A 15,591-nucleotide genomic window follows, 5' to 3' on the forward strand; every position below is an offset into this window, starting at 1 on the left:
CGCGCGCGTCGTCCCCGTCGCCGAATGCGACAGGCGGGGACGAATGTCTTGCGCGGCCGGATACCCTGGAAGACGCTCAGACTGCCCCCGACTCCGAGGACCGACGCCGCCGTGTTCGATACTCTCTCCGATCGCCTCTCAGCGACCTTCAAGAACTTGCGCGGCAAGGGGCGCCTGAGCGAAGCGGACATCGACGCCACGGCGCGCGAGATCCGCATCGCGCTCCTCGAGGCCGACGTCGCCCTGCCGGTCGTCCGCACCTTCATCAAGAACGTCAAGGAGCGGGCCCTCGGCGCCGAGGTCTCCAAGGCGCTGAACCCCGCCCAGCAGGTCCTGAAGATCGTCAACGACGAACTCGTCACGATCCTCGGCGGCGAGACGCGCCGGCTGCGCTTCGCCAAGCAGCCGCCCACGGTGATCATGCTGGCCGGCCTCCAGGGCGCCGGCAAGACCACCCTCGCGGGCAAGCTCGGCCGCTGGCTGAAGGAGCAGGGCCACTCGCCGCTGCTCGTCGCCTGCGACCTCCAGCGCCCCAACGCCGTCAACCAGCTCAGCGTCGTCGCCGAGCGCGCCGGCGTCGCGGTCTACGCCCCGCAGCCGGGCAACGGCGTGGGCGACCCGGTCCAGGTCGCGAAGGACTCCATCGAGTTCGCGAAGTCCAAGGTCCACGACATCGTGATCGTGGACACCGCCGGCCGCCTCGGCATCGACGCCGAGCTGATGCGCCAGGCCGCCGACATCCGCGACGCCGTCTCGCCCGACGAGATCCTCTTCGTCGTCGACGCGATGATCGGCCAGGACGCGGTCAACACCGCCGAGGCCTTCCGCGACGGCGTCGGCTTCGACGGCGTCGTGCTGTCGAAGCTCGACGGCGACGCCCGCGGCGGCGCGGCCCTGTCGATCGCCTCGGTGACCGGCAAGCCGATCATGTTCGCCTCCAACGGCGAGAAGCTCGACGAGTTCGACGCGTTCCACCCCGACCGGATGGCCTCCCGCATCCTCGACATGGGCGACCTGCTCACCCTGATCGAGCAGGCGGAGAAGACGTTCAGTCAGGAAGAGGCCGAGAAAATGGCCTCCAAGCTGGCGTCCAAGAAGGGCCAGGACTTCACCCTGGACGACTTCCTGGCCCAGATGGAACAGGTCAGGAAGATGGGCAGCATCTCCAAGCTGCTCGGCATGCTGCCCGGCATGGGCCAGATCAAGGACCAGATCGCCAACCTCGACGAGCGCGACGTCGACCGCACGGCCGCCATCATCAAGTCGATGACCCCGGGCGAGCGCCAGGACCCGACGATCATCAACGGCTCGCGCCGCGCCCGTATCGCCAAGGGCTCCGGCGTCGAGGTCAGCGCCGTGAAGGGGCTGGTCGAGCGGTTCTTCGAGGCCCGCAAGATGATGTCCCGCATGGCCCAGGGCGGCGGCATGCCCGGAATGCCGGGGATGCCGGGCATGGGCGGCGGCGCCGGCCGGACCAAGAAGCAGCCCAAGCAGGCCAAGGGCAAGCAGCGCTCCGGCAACCCGATGAAGCGCAAGCAGCAGGAGCTGGAGGCGGCCCGGCGGCGCGAGGCCCAGGCCCAGGGCGGCAACGCGCTCGGTCTGCCCCAGCAGGGCGCGCAGGACTTCGAGCTGCCGGACGAGTTCAAGAAGTTCATGGGCTGAGGCCCCGCAAGGCCATGAGGGCGCTCTCCGCACCGGAGGGCGCCCTCAGCGCATGCCGTAGCGCGCGCTCTGCCGTAACGTCCAGATATGAGCAATGCCGCTCCGGCGCGCAAGGCCCCCGACAAGCCGTGGCGAACCGAGGGCACCCCGGACGACCGGCAGCGATCCCCGGACGGCAGGAGACCGCGGGGCCGCTGGTGGGGGCTGGCCATAACCGCGGTGATCGTCTTCCTGCTGGCCTACATCGGGCTGAACTACCTCGGCGGGGGAGACGAACCGACGATCTCCTACACGGAGTTCAGCAGACAGGTCGACTCGGGCAACGTCGAGAAGATCTACTCCAAGGGCGACGCCATCCAGGGTCGCCTGAAGAAGGCGCGCGACGACCCCGACGGCGGCGGCCAGTACACCACCTTCAAGACCCAGCGCCCGGCCTTCGCCGACGACGACCTCTGGCGGAGCCTGGACCGCCAGGACGTCACCGTGACCGCGCGCCCGGTCGTGCAGCAGCGCAGCCTGCTGTCCAACGTCCTGCTCTCGCTGGCGCCGATCGTGCTGCTGGCGGCCCTGTGGATCTTCTTCGCCCGGCGACTCGGCGGCGGCCTCGGCGGCGCGGGCGGCATGCTCGGGCGCAAGACCCCGCCCAAGCCGGTGGAACTGCGGCCCGACGGCCGGCGCACCACCTTCGCCGACGTCGCCGGGATCGACGAGGTCAAGGGCGAGCTGGACGACGTCGTCGACTTCCTCGAACACCCCGAGCGGTACCGCCGGATGGGCGCGAAGATGCCCCGCGGCGTGCTGCTGGCCGGCTCGCCCGGCACCGGCAAGACCCTGCTGGCACGGGCGGTGGCGGGTGAGGCCGGCGTGCCGTTCTTCTCCGCCTCGGCGTCGGAGTTCATCGAGATGATCGTCGGCGTCGGCGCGTCCCGGGTCCGTGAACTGTTCGCCGAGGCCCGCAAGGTGGCGCCGTCGATCATCTTCATCGACGAGATCGACACCATCGGGCGGGCCCGCAGCGGCGGCGCCTCGGTGAGCGGCCACGACGAGCGCGAGCAGACCCTGAACCAGATCCTCACCGAGATGGACGGCTTCACCGGCTCCGAGGGCGTCGTCGTCATCGCGGCGACCAACCGCGCCGACATCCTCGACCCGGCACTGACCCGGCCCGGCCGCTTCGACCGGGTGGTCAGCGTCTCCCCGCCGGACCGCGCCGGACGCGAGGCCATCCTCGCCATCCACACCCGCGACATCCCGCTCGCGCCCGACGTGGACCTGACCCGGGTGGCCCGGACCACCCCCGGCATGACGGGAGCGGATCTGGCCAATCTCGCCAACGAGGCCGCGCTCCTCGCCGTCAAGCGCAAACAGGAGCAGGTGACGCAGTCCGACCTGTCCGAGGCGCTGGAGAAGGTGCAGCTCGGCGCGGAGCGCACCCTGGTCATGCCCGAGGAGGACCGCCGGCGCACCGCCTTCCACGAGAGCGGCCACGCCCTCCTCGGCATGCTGCAACCCGGCGCCGACCCGGTCCGCAAGGTCACCATCGTGCCGCGCGGCCGATCCCTCGGGGTCACCATGTCGACCCCCGAGGTCGAGCGGTACGCGCACTCCGAGGAGTACCTGCGCGGCCGGATCATCGGCGCCCTCGGCGGCATGGCGGCCGAGCAGGTCGTGTACGACGTCGTCACCACCGGCGCCGAGAACGACCTGGAACAGGTCACCAACATCGCGCGCGGGATGGTGGCGCGCTGGGGCATGAGCGAACGGGTCGGCCGCCTGTCCGCCCTGCCCGGCGACGCCCAGCAGGCCTACGGCCTCGCCGCCGCACCGGCCACCCTCGACGCCATCGACAGCGAGATGCGCCGCCTCGTCGACGAGTGCTACGAGGAGGCCTGCCGCAAACTCCGCGACCACCGGGGGCAGTTGGACGCCCTCGCCCAGGCGCTGCTGGAACACGAGACGCTGGAGGAGGCGGACGCGTACCGGATCGTCGGCATCTCCCGGCTGACCAAGACCGACGCGCAGTTCTGACGGCCGCGACCCGGCCCGCGGCCCCGGACGCGCACGCGCGTCAGGGGGTACGGGCGATCAGGTACCGGAACACGTTCGGCATCCACACCGTCCCGTCCGGCCGCAGGTACGGGTGCAGCGCCTCCGTGACCTCCTTGTCGACCTGCGCCTGGTCGGTCGCCGCGACCGCCGCGTCGAACAGGCCCGTGGAGAGCAGCCCCTTGAGGGCGCTGTCCAGGCCGGCGTACCCGAACGGGCAGGCCACCCGTCCCGAGCCGTCAGGCCGCAGTCCGGCCCGCCGGGCTACGTCCTCCAGTTCGTCGCGGACCGCCGGACGCAGACGGACCGTGCCGCGGTCCTGGTCGGCCGCCTTGGCCGCGACCCGCAGCACCGCCGTGGTGGCGCAGCGCTCGGGCGGGCCCCAGCCCACCAGCACCACCGGCGCGCCGCGCCGGGCGAGCGGCGTCGCGGCCGCCAGCGTCCCGGCCAGTTCCTCCGCGTCGCCCGCCACGCGCCCGATCGGCTCGAAGGCCGTGATCGCCGTGTACGCGGACGGCTGTCCGCCCGGCCGGTCCGCGGACGCCACGGGCAGGCGGTCCGTGAGCCGGACGCCCGCACGCGCGCGTGCCCCCGGGTTCTCGCCGAGCAGCCGCTCGCGGGCGAGGGCCAGCCGGGCGGGGGAGGCCGGCTCGACGCCCGTGAAGGCCGCGCCCGCGGAGGCCGCCATCACCAGGGCGAGCCCGGAGCCGCAGCCGAGGGACAGGAGCCGGGTGCCCGGCCCCACGTCCAGTCGTTCGTGGACCGCCTCGTAGAGCGGAACCAGCATCCGTTCCTGGATCTCGGACCAGTCACGCGCGCGGGCGCCCAGATCAGCGCGGGGCGCCGGCCCCGCGTGAGCCAGGTTCCGTCGCACGAGCACAGGTGTCATGGAAAAGCGCCCCAATCCGCCGTGAGTCTGCCGCTCGACTCGCTCAGGTGGGCCCCCGTGCAGTGCCCTCGCACCGCTCCCGTATGCCAGGTAACTCCCCGTCTGCGGCCGCGTCCAGGGGTTGCGGTGCCCCGGTTGGGGACGGCATGTGCCTGTGGCGAGAATTCACATCCCGGCAACGCGGGGCCGTACCATCGCGGCCGTGGCCGAGGCTCCCGCCCTCGCCGGGCGTCCGTCGGCGGCCCGGTGCCGGACGGCGAGGACGGTCGCGGTAACGTCACGGTCGTCGCACGCGCTTACCGAAGCAGCGCCCTTCGCCGGCGAGAGCGTCCGAAAGGCCCCTTGCGCCCCTCGGAACAACCGCGCCCCGGCGTGCGGACCCGGCCTACGCGCCGGGTCGTAGCGCGGCCTACGCACCAGCTTGGTATGAGCTGTGAGGCTTCTCCGCAGATCAGCGCACCCGCCCTCGTCCGGACGCATCAGTACCGACTGACGGGTACGTGCAAATTATTTGGGATGCCCCGGAATAGGAACACGAGGGCACCCCCGCTCGTTGTCATTACGTGAGCACGACACAGACACCACCAGTTCTCGCCGCAGAGCTGGCAGAGGCGTGGGCCGACATTCAGCGGTACCACCCCGAGCTGCCGGATCTCGCCGCGCCAGAGTCCCTGATCGGGGAGTCGTCGTCCGCCTGCGGTCACGAGCTCTCCTTCGAGCGACTGCTCCATGAGGCAGTCCATGGCATCGCCGCCGCCCGCGGCGTCCGCGACACCTCCCGCGCGGGCCGCTACCACAACCGCCGGTTCCTCGCGATCGCCGAGGAGCTGGGGCTGGACCACCCCGAGGAGCCGCATCCCAGCAGCGGGTTCTCGCTGGTGACGCTCAACCCCGAGGCCAAGCGCCGCTACCGGCCGACGATCGAGCGCCTCCAGCGGGCCCTGAAGGCCCACACGGCGGCCACCTCCGCGGACACCGCCCGCACCTTCCGCGGTCCGGCGGCCCGGCACGGCTCCTCGGGCGGAGGCGTCCGGGTCAAGGCCGTCTGCGACTGCGGGCGCAACGTACGGGTCGTGCCCTCGGTCCTGGCCCAGGCGCCGATCGTGTGCGGGGGCTGCGGCAAGCCGTTCCGGATCCCGGAGATCGCCGGCGCGGCGTAACCCGGGCGGCCCGGCACCGGCATCTCGTGGCTGCCGGTCGACGGCCAGGCGGCACGGGCGGGCGCGGCCGGGGCCTCACGGCTCCGGCCACGCACACGGCAGGCGTCCGCGGCGCCGGACGCCCCCGCGGCGTGCCCGGCCGGGGCCGGGCGGCCGCCGACGGGACCTCGGCCCGAGGCGCCCCGCGGGGTGTGGCACAATGGCAAGCTGTACTCGACAGTCGCACAGGACCCCTCTCTCCTCCGGCTGACGCGTCCATCGGGCACTCGGGTACCGCAACCCCACGCGGCAACTTCGCCGTGCCCAATCACGTCAAAACCAGGAGAACCCACTCCAGTGGCAGTCAAGATCAAGCTGAAGCGTCTGGGCAAGATCCGTTCGCCTCACTACCGCATCGTCGTCGCCGACTCCCGTACCCGTCGTGACGGTCGTGCGATCGAGGAGATCGGCAAGTACCAGCCGACGTACCACCCGTCGATCATCGAGGTGGACGCCGACCGTGTGGCGTACTGGCTGGGTGTCGGCGCGCAGCCGACCGAGCCCGTCCTCGCCATCCTGAAGAAGACCGGCGACTGGCAGAAGTTCAAGGGCGAGCCCGCCCCGGCGCCGCTGCTCGTCGCCGAGCCGAAGAAGGCCCGCCCGGTGTTCGAGGCCCTCGGTGGCGACGACTCGGGCAAGGGTGAGGCGATCACCCAGAAGAAGAAGGCCGAGAAGAAGGACGAGGCTGCCGCCGAGTCCTCCGAGTCGACCGAGGCCTGAGCACCATGCTCGAAGAGGCGCTTGAGCACCTCGTGAAGGGCATCGTCGACAACCCCGACGATGTGCAGGTCGCCTCGCGCGACCTGCGCCGCGGGCGCGTGCTCGAGGTCCGGGTCCACCCGGACGACCTCGGCAAGGTGATCGGCCGCAACGGCCGCACCGCGCGCGCTCTGCGCACCGTCGTGGGCGCCATCGGCGGCCGGGGCGTCCGCGTCGACCTCGTCGACGTGGATCACGTCCGCTGACGCGTTTCGCAGCACCGGCTCGGGCCGGGGAGGGCCACTCGGCCTTCCCCGGCCCGCAGTCGTTCCGGCACCCGCACCCCCGCAGGTACGACGTACTCGTGCCCCCGCGCATCGCCGGCACCGACAGGCACGACAGGCACGACAGGAGATCTTGAGAAGTGCAGCTCGTAGTCGCACGGATCGGCCGCGCCCACGGCATCAAGGGCGAGGTCACCGTCGAGGTACGCACCGACGAGCCGGAACTGCGGCTCGCGCCCGGCGCCGTCCTGTCCACGGACCCGGCCTCGACCGGCCCGCTGACCATCGAGACCGGCCGGGTGCACAGCGGCCGTCTCCTCCTGCGCTTCGAGGGCGTCCGCGACCGCAACGCCGCCGAAGCCCTGCGCAACACGCTCCTCATCGCCGAGGTCGACCCCGAGGCGCTGCCCGAGGAGGAGGACGAGTACTACGACCACCAGCTGATGGACCTGGACGTCGTCACCAAGGACGGCGAGGAGGTCGGCCGGATCACCGAGATCTCCCACCTCCCCTCCCAGGACCTCTTCATCGTCGAGCGGCCCGACGGCAGCGAGGTGATGATCCCGTTCGTCGAGTCGATCGTCACCGAGATCGACCTGGAGGAGCAGCGGGCGGTCATCGACCCGCCGCCCGGCCTGATCGACGACCGCGCCGAGATCGCCTCCTCCCGCGACGCGGCCGAGGACGCGACCGAGGACGCGACCGAGGACGGGTCCTGATGCGCCTCGACGTCGTCACGATCTTCCCCGAGTACCTGGAGCCGCTGAACGTCTCCCTCGTCGGCAAGGCCCGCGCGCGCGGGCAGCTCGACGTGCGCGTGCACGACCTGCGGGAATGGACGTACGACCGGCACAACACGGTCGACGACACTCCGTACGGCGGCGGCCCCGGCATGGTCATGAAGACCGACCCCTGGGGCGACGCCCTCGACTCCGTCCTGGCCGACGGTTACGAGACCGGCGCGCACGCCCCGGCGATCGTCGTCCCGACGCCGAGCGGACGCCCCTTCACCCAGGAACTGGCCGTCGAGCTCTCCGAGCGCCCCTGGCTCATCTTCACGCCGGCCCGCTACGAGGGCATCGACCGGCGCATCGTCGACGAGTACGCCACCAGGCTCCCCGTCTACGAGGTCTCCATCGGCGACTACGTGCTGGCCGGCGGGGAGGCCGCCGTACTGGTCGTCACCGAGGCGGTGGCCCGGCTGCTGCCCGGCGTGCTCGGCAACGCCGAGTCCCACCGCGACGACTCCTTCGCCCCCGGCGCCATGGCCAACCTCCTGGAAGGCCCCGTCTACACCAAGCCGCCCGCCTGGCGCGGCCGGGAGATCCCGGAGGTGCTGATCAGCGGGCACCACGGCAAAATCGCCCGCTGGCGGCGCGACGAGGCGCTGCGCCGCACCACCGCCAACCGGCCCGACCTGATAGAGCGCTGCCCGCCGGAGGCCTTCGACAAGAAGGACCGCGAGATGCTCTCCATCCTGGGCTGGACACCCGACCCCGAGGGCTCGCCCCACGGTCGATTTTGGCGCAGGACCGGCGGCGTGGAACAATAGGTCGCTGTTGTGCGCCGTCCGGTGTGCGCCCCTGCCACAGGGGGACACGACGCCCGCCTCGACGGGCACACGGCACTCAATCCCCGAACTTCTAGTTCCGTTGATGACCTGTGGCATCAGCGAAGAAAGCAGACGAAATGTCTCACCTTCTCGACACCGTCGACGCAGCGTCGCTGCGCAGCGACGTCCCGGCCTTCCGCCCGGGCGACACCGTCAACGTCCACGTCCGCGTCATCGAGGGCAACCGCTCCCGTGTGCAGCAGTTCAAGGGCGTCGTCATCCGCCGTCAGGGCGCCGGTGTCCGCGAGACCTTCACGGTCCGCAAGGTCTCCTTCTCCGTGGGCGTGGAGCGCACCTTCCCGGTGCACACCCCGATCGTCGAGAAGATCGAGCTCGTGACCCGCGGCGACGTGCGTCGCGCCAAGCTCTACTACCTCCGTGAGCTGCGCGGCAAGGCCGCGAAGATCAAGGAGAAGCGCGACAACTGAGCGCCTTCCGGGGTTCACAGAGGGGCCGGATACCATCTGGCCCCGATGGACACCGAAGCTCAGCCGACGGAGCGCGACCGCTCCTCCCGCCCTTCCGCACCCGGCGTCTCCCAGGAGACCCCGGGCCCGGAGGGACCGGAGGGCCGGTCGCGTTTCGCGTTCGCGGCGCGTCTCGCCCGGTGGCTCCCCGGCGGCCGGGTCAGCCTGACGCTGCTGGTCTGCCTGGTGTTCCTGCTCGCCGTCAACGCTTTCGTGGCACAGCCGTTCCAGATTCCCAGCGGATCCATGGAGAACGGATTGAGGATCGGGGACCGGGTTCTCGTAAATAAGTTGGCGTACCGTTTCGGTGCCGCCCCCCGGCGCGGCGACGTCGTCGTGTTCGACGGCACCGGCTACTTCGGGAACTCCGACTACGTCAAGCGCGTCGTGGGGGTAGGGGGAGACCACGTGGTCTGCTGCGACAAGGAGGGGAGGATCCAGGTGAACGGCCGGTCGGTCGACGAGTCGACGTTCCTGTATCCCGGTGACAGCCCGTCCACGGTCGGCTTCGACGTCGTCGTCCCCGACGGCAGGCTCTTCGTCCTCGGCGACCACCGCGCCCGCTCCAGCGACTCGCGGAACCACCTCGGCTCACCGGGCGGCGGCATGATCCCCGTCGGTGACGTGGTCGGCCGCGCCGACTGGATCGTCTGGCCCTACGCACACCTGACCCGGCTGTCCCGTCCGGGTGCCTACGCGCGCGTGCCCGGCCCGGAGGGCGCCCATGGGTAACCGCGGCAGACCGCGCGGCGTGTCCGCGTCCCCGGCGGACAACCTGCTGCCCACCGGCTCACGGCGCGCCGCGAGCCCCGGCGGCGGACGCTCGCGCGCGGAGCGGCGCAAGCTTCAGCGCAAGGTCAAGCGCAAGCGCAGGCGGTCGGCCGTCCGGGAGATCCCGCTGCTGGTCGGCGTCGCCGTGCTGATCGCCCTCGTCCTGAAGACGTTCCTCGTCCAGGCCTTCGTGATCCCCTCGGGTTCCATGGAGCAGACGATCCAGATCGGCGACCGCGTCCTGGTCGACAAGTTCACCCCGTGGTTCGGCTCGAAGCCCGAGCGCGGGGACGTCGTCGTGTTCAAGGACCCGGGCGGCTGGCTGAACGACGAGCAGACCACCGTCAAGAAGAAGGACCCGGTCGTCGTCAAGCAGATCAAGGAAGGACTCACCTTCATCGGTCTGCTGCCCTCCGACAACGAGAAGGACCTCATCAAGCGGGTCGTCGGAGTGGGCGGCGACCGCGTCGTGTGCTGCGACGCCCAGGGCCGGGTGACCGTCAACGGCGCTCCCCTGGAGGAGGGGTCGTATCTGTACCCCGGCAACGCGCCCTCCAGCACCCCGTTCGACATCACCGTCCCGCCCGGCCGGCTGTGGGTGATGGGCGACCACCGGGCCAACTCGGCCGACTCCCGGTTCCACCAGAACACCGACTACGGCGGCACCGTCTCGGAGGACGAGGTGGTGGGCCGGGCCATGGTCATCGCCTGGCCGCTGGGGCACTGGGTGCGCCTCAAGGAACCGCAAACTTTCTCGTCCGTGACCGCCTCGGCCGCCGGGGCGACCGCGTCGCCCCGGCTGTCGCATAGTGTTGCTACCGGCGATCCGAACGGATCGGTCCGGCAACTCCCGAGCCCTGCGGAACTCCCGCTCGTTATGGGAGTGGTGGGTCTGCGTCGTACGTGGCGCAGGCAGCGGCACAGAGTGAGGAGTTGGCGTGGGGGATGTGGCGGTTGGCGCACGGTCCGGGCACGACGGCGAGGAACACCGCGGACACCCCGTGGAAGCCGCCGATCCGGCGCCGGACGACGGCGTGACCTCCGGGAGTGACCCTGCGACCGGAGGTGACGGCCCGCCGTCGAGCGAGCCGCCGCGGACCGGCGGCGAGGGATCGGGCGGCACGGCGCCGAAGGCGAAGAAGCCCCGCTCCTTCTGGAAGGAGCTGCCGATCCTGATCGGCATCGCGCTCGTCCTGGCGCTGCTGATCAAGACGTTCCTGGTGCAGGCGTTCTCCATCCCGTCGGCGTCGATGGAGAACACGCTGAAGATCGGCGACCGGGTCCTCGTGGACAAACTGACCCCGTGGTTCGGCTCCGAGCCGGAGCGCGGCGAGGTCGTCGTCTTCCACGACCCCGACGACTGGCTGGCGGGCGAGAACCCGGCCGAGCCGAACGCCTTCCAGACCGTCCTCAGCTGGATCGGCCTGATGCCGTCCGCGGAGGAGAAGGACCTGATCAAGCGGGTCATCGGCGTCGGCGGCGACACGGTCTCCTGCAAGGGCACGGGCCCGCTCACGGTCAACGGCAAGGCGCTGAACGAGCCGTACGTCTACCCCGGCAACACCCCGTGCAGCCAGGACGACCAGGGCGGCCAGTTCTCGGTGAAGGTCCCCAAGGGCTACGTCTGGGTGATGGGCGACCACCGGCAGAACTCGCGCGACTCGCGCTACAACCAGTCCGACAAGAACCACGGCATGGTCCCCGTCGACCAGGTCGTCGGACGCGCCATCGTCAAGGCCTGGCCGATCAGCCACTGGGGCACGCTGCCGGTGCCGGACACCTTCGACCAGACCGGCCTGAACGACCAGTCCGCGGCCTCCGCGGCGCTGACGGCCGCCCCCGGCGGTCTCGCCCTGGCCGGCGCCGTACCGGTCGTCCTGTGGCGTCGTCGGCGCGAGCGGACCGCCGGGACCCGCTGACCTCCCCCTCTCCGCCGTGCAAACCCTTTCCCAAGCTTGTGGACGGGGCCGGGGAAGTCCTGGGGTGAAGGGCTGACCCGGCTCGGTACCGCCGGGTAGGGTGCGGATCCATGGGTGGCGAGAGCACTACACGTACGGCCCCGCGCAGCGGCGGCACCAGCAGTGGCCCGGTGGGCAGCCGGACCGGACAACGTCTGTCCGGTCTGGCCGTCGCGCTGGGCCTCGTGCTGTTCCTCGGCGGATTCGGCTGGGGCGCCCTGGTCTACCGGCCGTACACCGTGCCCACCAGCTCCATGAGCCCGACGATCGCCGCCGGCGACCGGGTGCTGGCCGAGCGCGTCGACGGCGGCGAGGTGCGCCGCGGGGACGTGGTCGTCTTCACCGACAAGACCTGGGTCAGCGACGCGCCCGTGGTCAAGCGGGTGGTCGCCGTCGGCGGCGACACGGTCTCCTGCTGCACCGACGGCAAGCTGACCGTCAACGGCAAGCAGATCGAAGAACCGTATCTTCCCGCCGGCAGCCTGGCCGAGAACAAGAACATCCCGACCGTGAAGGTCCCGGACGGCCGGCTGTTCCTGCTCGGCGACGAGCGGGAGGGCTCCCTGGACTCCACCGCCCACCTCACCGACGCGGCGCAGGGAACCGTCGCGCGCACCGCCGTCAAGGCCCGCGTCGACGCCGTCGTCTGGCCGATGAACGGCATGCTGAAGCGGCCCACCGGCTTCGAGACCCTCGGCGCGCTCTCCCGGCCCGGTCCGCTGGGCACGATCGGCTGGCTGATCGTCGCCGGGGCGGTCCTGGTGCTCGGCGGCGGCGCGTACGGCCCGATCGCCAAGCGGACCTCGGGCCGCCGCGCCCGGCCGGAGGCCGCCGGTGCCCGCTGAGACGGCGGACGGGCCGGCCGGCGCCGCCTCCGCCGGGGACGGGCTGCGCAAGGTCGCCCGGGTCGTGCTCCTCGACCCGCAGGACCGCATCCTGCTGCTGCACGGCCATGAGCCGGACGACCCCTCCGACGACTGGTGGTTCACGCCCGGCGGCGGTGTCGAGGGCGACGAGACCCGTGCGGAGGCCGCCCTGCGCGAACTCGCCGAGGAGACCGGCATCACCGAGGTCGAGCTGGGCCCGGTGCTGTGGCGGCGCGTGTGCTCGTTCCCCTTCGCCGGCCGTCGCTGGGACCAGGACGAGTGGTACTTCCTGGCCCGTACGACGGGCACGGCGACCGGGGCGACGGCCCTGACCGAGCTGGAGCGCCGCAGCGTCGCCGGATCGCGTTGGTGGACGTGTCGGGAACTGGCCCGGGCACATGAGACGGTGTATCCGACCAGACTCGCCGAGCTGCTGCGCACGCTGCTCGACGACGGTCTCCCCGCCGGGCCGGTGACCCTGGACACGGAAATCGTCTAGGGGCGCGCGGGACTGGCGCACAATGGGGAGATCGCACGGCTGAAGGGGAACATGCCATGAGCGCCGAGGACCTCGAGAAGTACGAGACCGAGATGGAGCTGAAGCTCTACCGGGAGTACCGCGACGTCGTCGGTCTGTTCAAATACGTGATCGAGACCGAGCGGCGTTTCTACCTCACCAACGACTACGAGATGCAGGTGCACTCGGTCCAGGGCGAGGTGTTCTTCGAGGTGTCGATGGCCGACGCCTGGGTTTGGGACATGTACCGGCCGGCCCGGTTCGTGAAGCAGGTGCGGGTGCTCACGTTCAAGGACGTGAACATCGAGGAGCTAAACAAGAGCGATCTGGAGCTTCCGAGCAGCTGAGTCCCGCATACCGCCCGCAGCGCCGCCCGTGCGGGTGACGGGGTTTTCCACAGCCGCCGGGTTGTCCACCAAGATCTTTTCGGTGGCGGCGGATGCGTGAGCGTGGGTGCCGGAGGTGGTGCCCACATGAGCACGAACACGGATCTGGCCCGAGGAGCACTCGGCAGGTACGGCGAGGACCTGGCCGCACGACGGCTCGCCGCGGCCGGCATGACCGTCCTGGAGCGCAACTGGCGCTGCGGCAGGACCGGCGAGATCGACATCGTCGCCCGGGACGGCGACGTCCTGGTCGTCTGCGAGGTGAAGACCCGCAGGGGCGGCGCGTTCCAGCACCCGATGGCCGCGGTGACGCCGCAGAAGGCGCGACGACTCCTCGCGCTCGCCGCGCGATGGATCCAGGCGCACGGGGGAGCCCCGCCGGGCGGCGTCCGCATCGACCTCGTCGGCGTGGTCCTGCCCCGCCGCGGAGCGCCCGTCGTCGAGCACGCGCGGGGGGTGGCCTGAGATGGGGTTCGCGCGTACGTGCTCGGTGGCGCTGGTCGGCGTCGAGGGAGTCGTCGTCGAGGTCCAGGCCGACCTGGAGCCCGGAGTGGCGGCGTTCACCCTGGTGGGGCTGCCGGACAAGAGCCTGAGCGAGAGCCGGGACCGGGTACGGGCGGCGGTCGTGAACTCCAGCGCCGAGTGGCCGCAGAAGAAGCTCACGGTCGGCCTCAGCCCGGCCTCCGTCCCCAAAGGAGGGTCGGGCTTCGATCTCGCAGTCGCTTGTGCCGTGCTCGGCGCGGCCGAACGCATCGACCCCAGGGTGCTCGCCGACATCGTGATGATCGGGGAACTGGGTCTGGACGGCCGGGTGCGCCCGGTCCGCGGCATCCTGCCCGCGGTGCTCGCCGCGGCCGACGCCGGATACGAACAGGTGGTCGTGCCCGAATGCGCCGCCGCCGAGGCCTCGCTGGTGCCGGGCGTCTCCGTGCTCGGCGTGCGCAGCCTGCGCCAGCTGATCGCCGTCCTCGCCGACGAGCCGGTGCCCGAGGAGGAGCCGGACGAGGCGGGCCGCCCCGATCCGCTCCTGGCCGGGCTGCGGATGCCCGGCTCCGGCGCGGCCACCGGAATGCACGGCATGGGCGCCGCCCAGCAGGACCAGGGGCACGACCTCGCGGACGTGGTCGGACAGCGCTCGGCGCGCACCGCCGTCGCGGTCGCCGCGGCCGGCGGCCACCACCTCTTCCTGGAAGGCCCCCCGGGAGCGGGCAAGACCATGCTCGCGGAACGCCTGCCGGCGGTGCTGCCCCGGCTCGGCAGGCAGGAGTCGCTGGAGGTCACGGCCGTGCACTCGGTGGCCGGGCTGCTGCCACCGGGCAAGCCCCTCATCGACGTGCCCCCCTACTGCGCGCCGCACCACTCGGCCACGATGCAGTCGCTGGTCGGAGGCGGCCCCGGTGTCGCCCGGCCCGGCGCCGTCTCACTGGCCCACCGAGGGGTGCTCTTCCTCGACGAGACACCGGAATTCGGCAGTCACGCCCTCGACGCCCTGCGCCAGCCGCTGGAGGCGGGCCACGTGGTGATCGCGCGCAGCGCGGGCGTGGTGCGCTTCCCGGCACGGTTCCTGATGGTGCTCGCCGCCAACCCGTGCCCGTGCGGCCGCTTCTCGCAGCGCGACACCCTGTGCGAGTGCTCGCCCTCCGCGATCCGCCGCTACCAGGCCCGCCTGTCCGGCCCGCTGCTCGACCGGGTCGACCTGCGCGTCGAGGTCGACCCGGTCGGCCGCGCCGAGCTGGCCCACCGGGGCCCGGGCGGCGAGTCCACCCGGACCGTCGCCGACCGGGTCCGGGCCGCCCGCGAGCGGGCGTCGGCCCGGCTGGCGGGGACGCCGTGGCGGACCAACAGCGAAGTGCCGGGCCGTGAACTGCGCAACCGCTGGCACGCCGCGACGGGAGCCATGGACGAGGCCGAACGCAACCTGGAGCGCGGGGTGCTGACGGCGCGGGGCCTCGACCGGGTGTTGCGCGTCGCCTGGACCGTCGCCGACCTCGTCGGCCACGACCGGCCGGACGCCATGGACGTCGCCCTCGCCCTGCAACTGCGCACAGGGGTGCCACGCGGTGTCCCCATGGCCCTGGGAGCGCTGACATGACGGCCGACGGCCCCCGCCACGACAGCTCCCGGCCCGACCACCCCTCGACCTACGACCCTCCGGCTCACGGTTCTCCGGCCCACGGTCTTCCGTCGCGGACTTCTCCGGCCCACGGTTCCCCGGCTTCCGGTTCTCCGGCCCAG

The 15,591-nt window shown here is 71.7% G+C and carries 17 protein-coding genes; 16 read left to right on the forward strand and 1 reads right to left on the reverse strand.

Annotation, left to right across the window (positions count from 1 at the left end; all coding sequences use genetic code 11):
- Positions 1–111 precede the first annotated feature (111 nt).
- Together ffh and ftsH are read left to right on the forward strand one after the other, a co-directional pair.
- Entirely contained in the window at positions 112–1,662 is a 1,551-nt protein-coding gene (gene ffh, locus OG802_RS25665; protein WP_329414052.1) for a signal recognition particle protein, read from the forward strand.
- Positions 1,663–1,749: 87 nt separating this feature from the next.
- Positions 1,750–3,690 (forward strand): ATP-dependent zinc metalloprotease FtsH, encoded by a 1,941-nt coding sequence (gene ftsH, locus OG802_RS25670; RefSeq protein ID WP_329414054.1) that lies wholly within the window; start codon positions 1,750–1,752, stop codon positions 3,688–3,690.
- 40 nt (positions 3,691–3,730) lie between these two features.
- On the opposite strand, the gene OG802_RS25675 is transcribed toward ftsH, so the two are convergent.
- Entirely contained in the window at positions 3,731–4,597 is an 867-nt protein-coding gene (locus OG802_RS25675; RefSeq protein WP_329414057.1) for a class I SAM-dependent methyltransferase, read from the reverse strand.
- Positions 4,598–5,160: 563 nt separating this feature from the next.
- On the opposite strand from OG802_RS25675, the gene OG802_RS25680 reads away from it, so the two are divergent.
- The 14 genes from OG802_RS25680 (at position 5,161) to OG802_RS25745 (ending at position 15,448) form a co-directional block, all read left to right on the forward strand.
- Positions 5,161–5,757: a hypothetical protein gene (locus OG802_RS25680; RefSeq protein WP_069773287.1), complete on the forward strand. Its 597-nt coding sequence runs from the start codon at positions 5,161–5,163 to the stop codon at positions 5,755–5,757.
- Between the two features lie 336 nt (positions 5,758–6,093).
- The gene (gene rpsP / locus OG802_RS25685) at positions 6,094–6,516 is read left to right on the forward strand and encodes a 30S ribosomal protein S16 (protein WP_329414059.1); all 423 of its coding nucleotides are present in this window, start codon (positions 6,094–6,096) and stop codon (positions 6,514–6,516) included.
- Positions 6,517–6,521: 5 nt separating this feature from the next.
- Positions 6,522–6,761 carry an RNA-binding protein gene (locus OG802_RS25690; protein WP_005479813.1) on the forward strand — a complete coding sequence of 80 codons (240 nt, stop codon included), beginning with the start codon at positions 6,522–6,524 and terminating at the stop codon, positions 6,759–6,761.
- Positions 6,762–6,919: 158 nt separating this feature from the next.
- Positions 6,920–7,498: a ribosome maturation factor RimM gene (rimM, locus tag OG802_RS25695; RefSeq protein ID WP_329414061.1), complete on the forward strand. Its 579-nt coding sequence runs from the start codon at positions 6,920–6,922 to the stop codon at positions 7,496–7,498.
- Positions 7,498–8,331 carry a tRNA (guanosine(37)-N1)-methyltransferase TrmD gene (trmD, locus tag OG802_RS25700; protein ID WP_329414064.1) on the forward strand — a complete coding sequence of 278 codons (834 nt, stop codon included), beginning with the start codon at positions 7,498–7,500 and terminating at the stop codon, positions 8,329–8,331. Before rimM ends, trmD begins: the two co-directional genes overlap by 1 nt.
- A 137-nt stretch (positions 8,332–8,468) precedes the next feature.
- The gene (rplS, locus tag OG802_RS25705; protein WP_030943163.1) at positions 8,469–8,819 is read left to right on the forward strand and encodes a 50S ribosomal protein L19; all 351 of its coding nucleotides are present in this window, start codon (positions 8,469–8,471) and stop codon (positions 8,817–8,819) included.
- A 45-nt stretch (positions 8,820–8,864) separates the two neighbouring features.
- Positions 8,865–9,590 carry a signal peptidase I gene (lepB, locus tag OG802_RS25710; protein WP_329414067.1) on the forward strand — a complete coding sequence of 242 codons (726 nt, stop codon included), beginning with the start codon at positions 8,865–8,867 and terminating at the stop codon, positions 9,588–9,590.
- Entirely contained in the window at positions 9,583–10,680 is a 1,098-nt protein-coding gene (gene lepB, locus OG802_RS25715) for a signal peptidase I (protein ID WP_329414070.1), read from the forward strand. Before lepB (OG802_RS25710) ends, lepB (OG802_RS25715) begins: the two co-directional genes overlap by 8 nt.
- Positions 10,568–11,548: a signal peptidase I gene (gene lepB / locus OG802_RS25720; RefSeq protein WP_329414072.1), complete on the forward strand. Its 981-nt coding sequence runs from the start codon at positions 10,568–10,570 to the stop codon at positions 11,546–11,548. Before lepB (OG802_RS25715) ends, lepB (OG802_RS25720) begins: the two co-directional genes overlap by 113 nt.
- Before the next feature lie 110 nt (positions 11,549–11,658).
- Positions 11,659–12,432: a signal peptidase I gene (gene lepB / locus OG802_RS25725; RefSeq protein WP_329414074.1), complete on the forward strand. Its 774-nt coding sequence runs from the start codon at positions 11,659–11,661 to the stop codon at positions 12,430–12,432.
- On the forward strand, positions 12,422–12,952 hold the full coding sequence (locus OG802_RS25730; RefSeq protein WP_329414076.1) for an NUDIX hydrolase: 531 nt from the start codon (positions 12,422–12,424) through the stop codon (positions 12,950–12,952). The genes lepB (OG802_RS25725) and OG802_RS25730 overlap by 11 nt, the downstream gene beginning before the upstream one ends.
- A 56-nt stretch (positions 12,953–13,008) precedes the next feature.
- Complete coding sequence (locus tag OG802_RS25735) at positions 13,009–13,317, forward strand: DUF2469 domain-containing protein (protein ID WP_055510545.1); 309 nt, start codon at positions 13,009–13,011, stop codon at positions 13,315–13,317.
- A gap of 126 nt (positions 13,318–13,443) precedes the next feature.
- Entirely contained in the window at positions 13,444–13,821 is a 378-nt protein-coding gene (locus tag OG802_RS25740; RefSeq protein WP_329414078.1) for a YraN family protein, read from the forward strand.
- Between the two features lies 1 nt (position 13,822).
- Positions 13,823–15,448 carry a YifB family Mg chelatase-like AAA ATPase gene (locus OG802_RS25745; protein ID WP_329414080.1) on the forward strand — a complete coding sequence of 542 codons (1,626 nt, stop codon included), beginning with the start codon at positions 13,823–13,825 and terminating at the stop codon, positions 15,446–15,448.
- The last annotated feature ends 143 nt before the right edge of the window (positions 15,449–15,591 follow it).

Source organism: Streptomyces sp. NBC_00704, from assembly GCF_036226605.1.
Classification (GTDB): Bacteria; Actinomycetota; Actinomycetes; order Streptomycetales; family Streptomycetaceae; genus Streptomyces.

Bases quoted from the DNA above. Each gene is read 5' to 3' on its own strand.
- ftsH (WP_329414054.1), top strand. From the start codon at position 1,750: ATGAGCAATGCCGCTCCGGCGCGCAAGGCCCCCGACAAGCCGTGGCGA.
- OG802_RS25675 (WP_329414057.1), bottom strand. From the start codon at position 4,597: ATGACACCTGTGCTCGTGCGACGGAACCTGGCTCACGCGGGGCCGGCG.
- OG802_RS25690 (WP_005479813.1), top strand. From the start codon at position 6,522: ATGCTCGAAGAGGCGCTTGAGCACCTCGTGAAGGGCATCGTCGACAAC.
- trmD (WP_329414064.1), top strand. From the start codon at position 7,498: ATGCGCCTCGACGTCGTCACGATCTTCCCCGAGTACCTGGAGCCGCTG.
- rplS (WP_030943163.1), top strand. From the start codon at position 8,469: ATGTCTCACCTTCTCGACACCGTCGACGCAGCGTCGCTGCGCAGCGAC.
- lepB (WP_329414067.1), top strand. From the start codon at position 8,865: ATGGACACCGAAGCTCAGCCGACGGAGCGCGACCGCTCCTCCCGCCCT.
- lepB (WP_329414070.1), top strand. From the start codon at position 9,583: ATGGGTAACCGCGGCAGACCGCGCGGCGTGTCCGCGTCCCCGGCGGAC.
- lepB (WP_329414074.1), top strand. From the start codon at position 11,659: ATGGGTGGCGAGAGCACTACACGTACGGCCCCGCGCAGCGGCGGCACC.
- OG802_RS25735 (WP_055510545.1), top strand. From the start codon at position 13,009: ATGAGCGCCGAGGACCTCGAGAAGTACGAGACCGAGATGGAGCTGAAG.
- OG802_RS25740 (WP_329414078.1), top strand. From the start codon at position 13,444: ATGAGCACGAACACGGATCTGGCCCGAGGAGCACTCGGCAGGTACGGC.
- OG802_RS25745 (WP_329414080.1), top strand. From the start codon at position 13,823: ATGGGGTTCGCGCGTACGTGCTCGGTGGCGCTGGTCGGCGTCGAGGGA.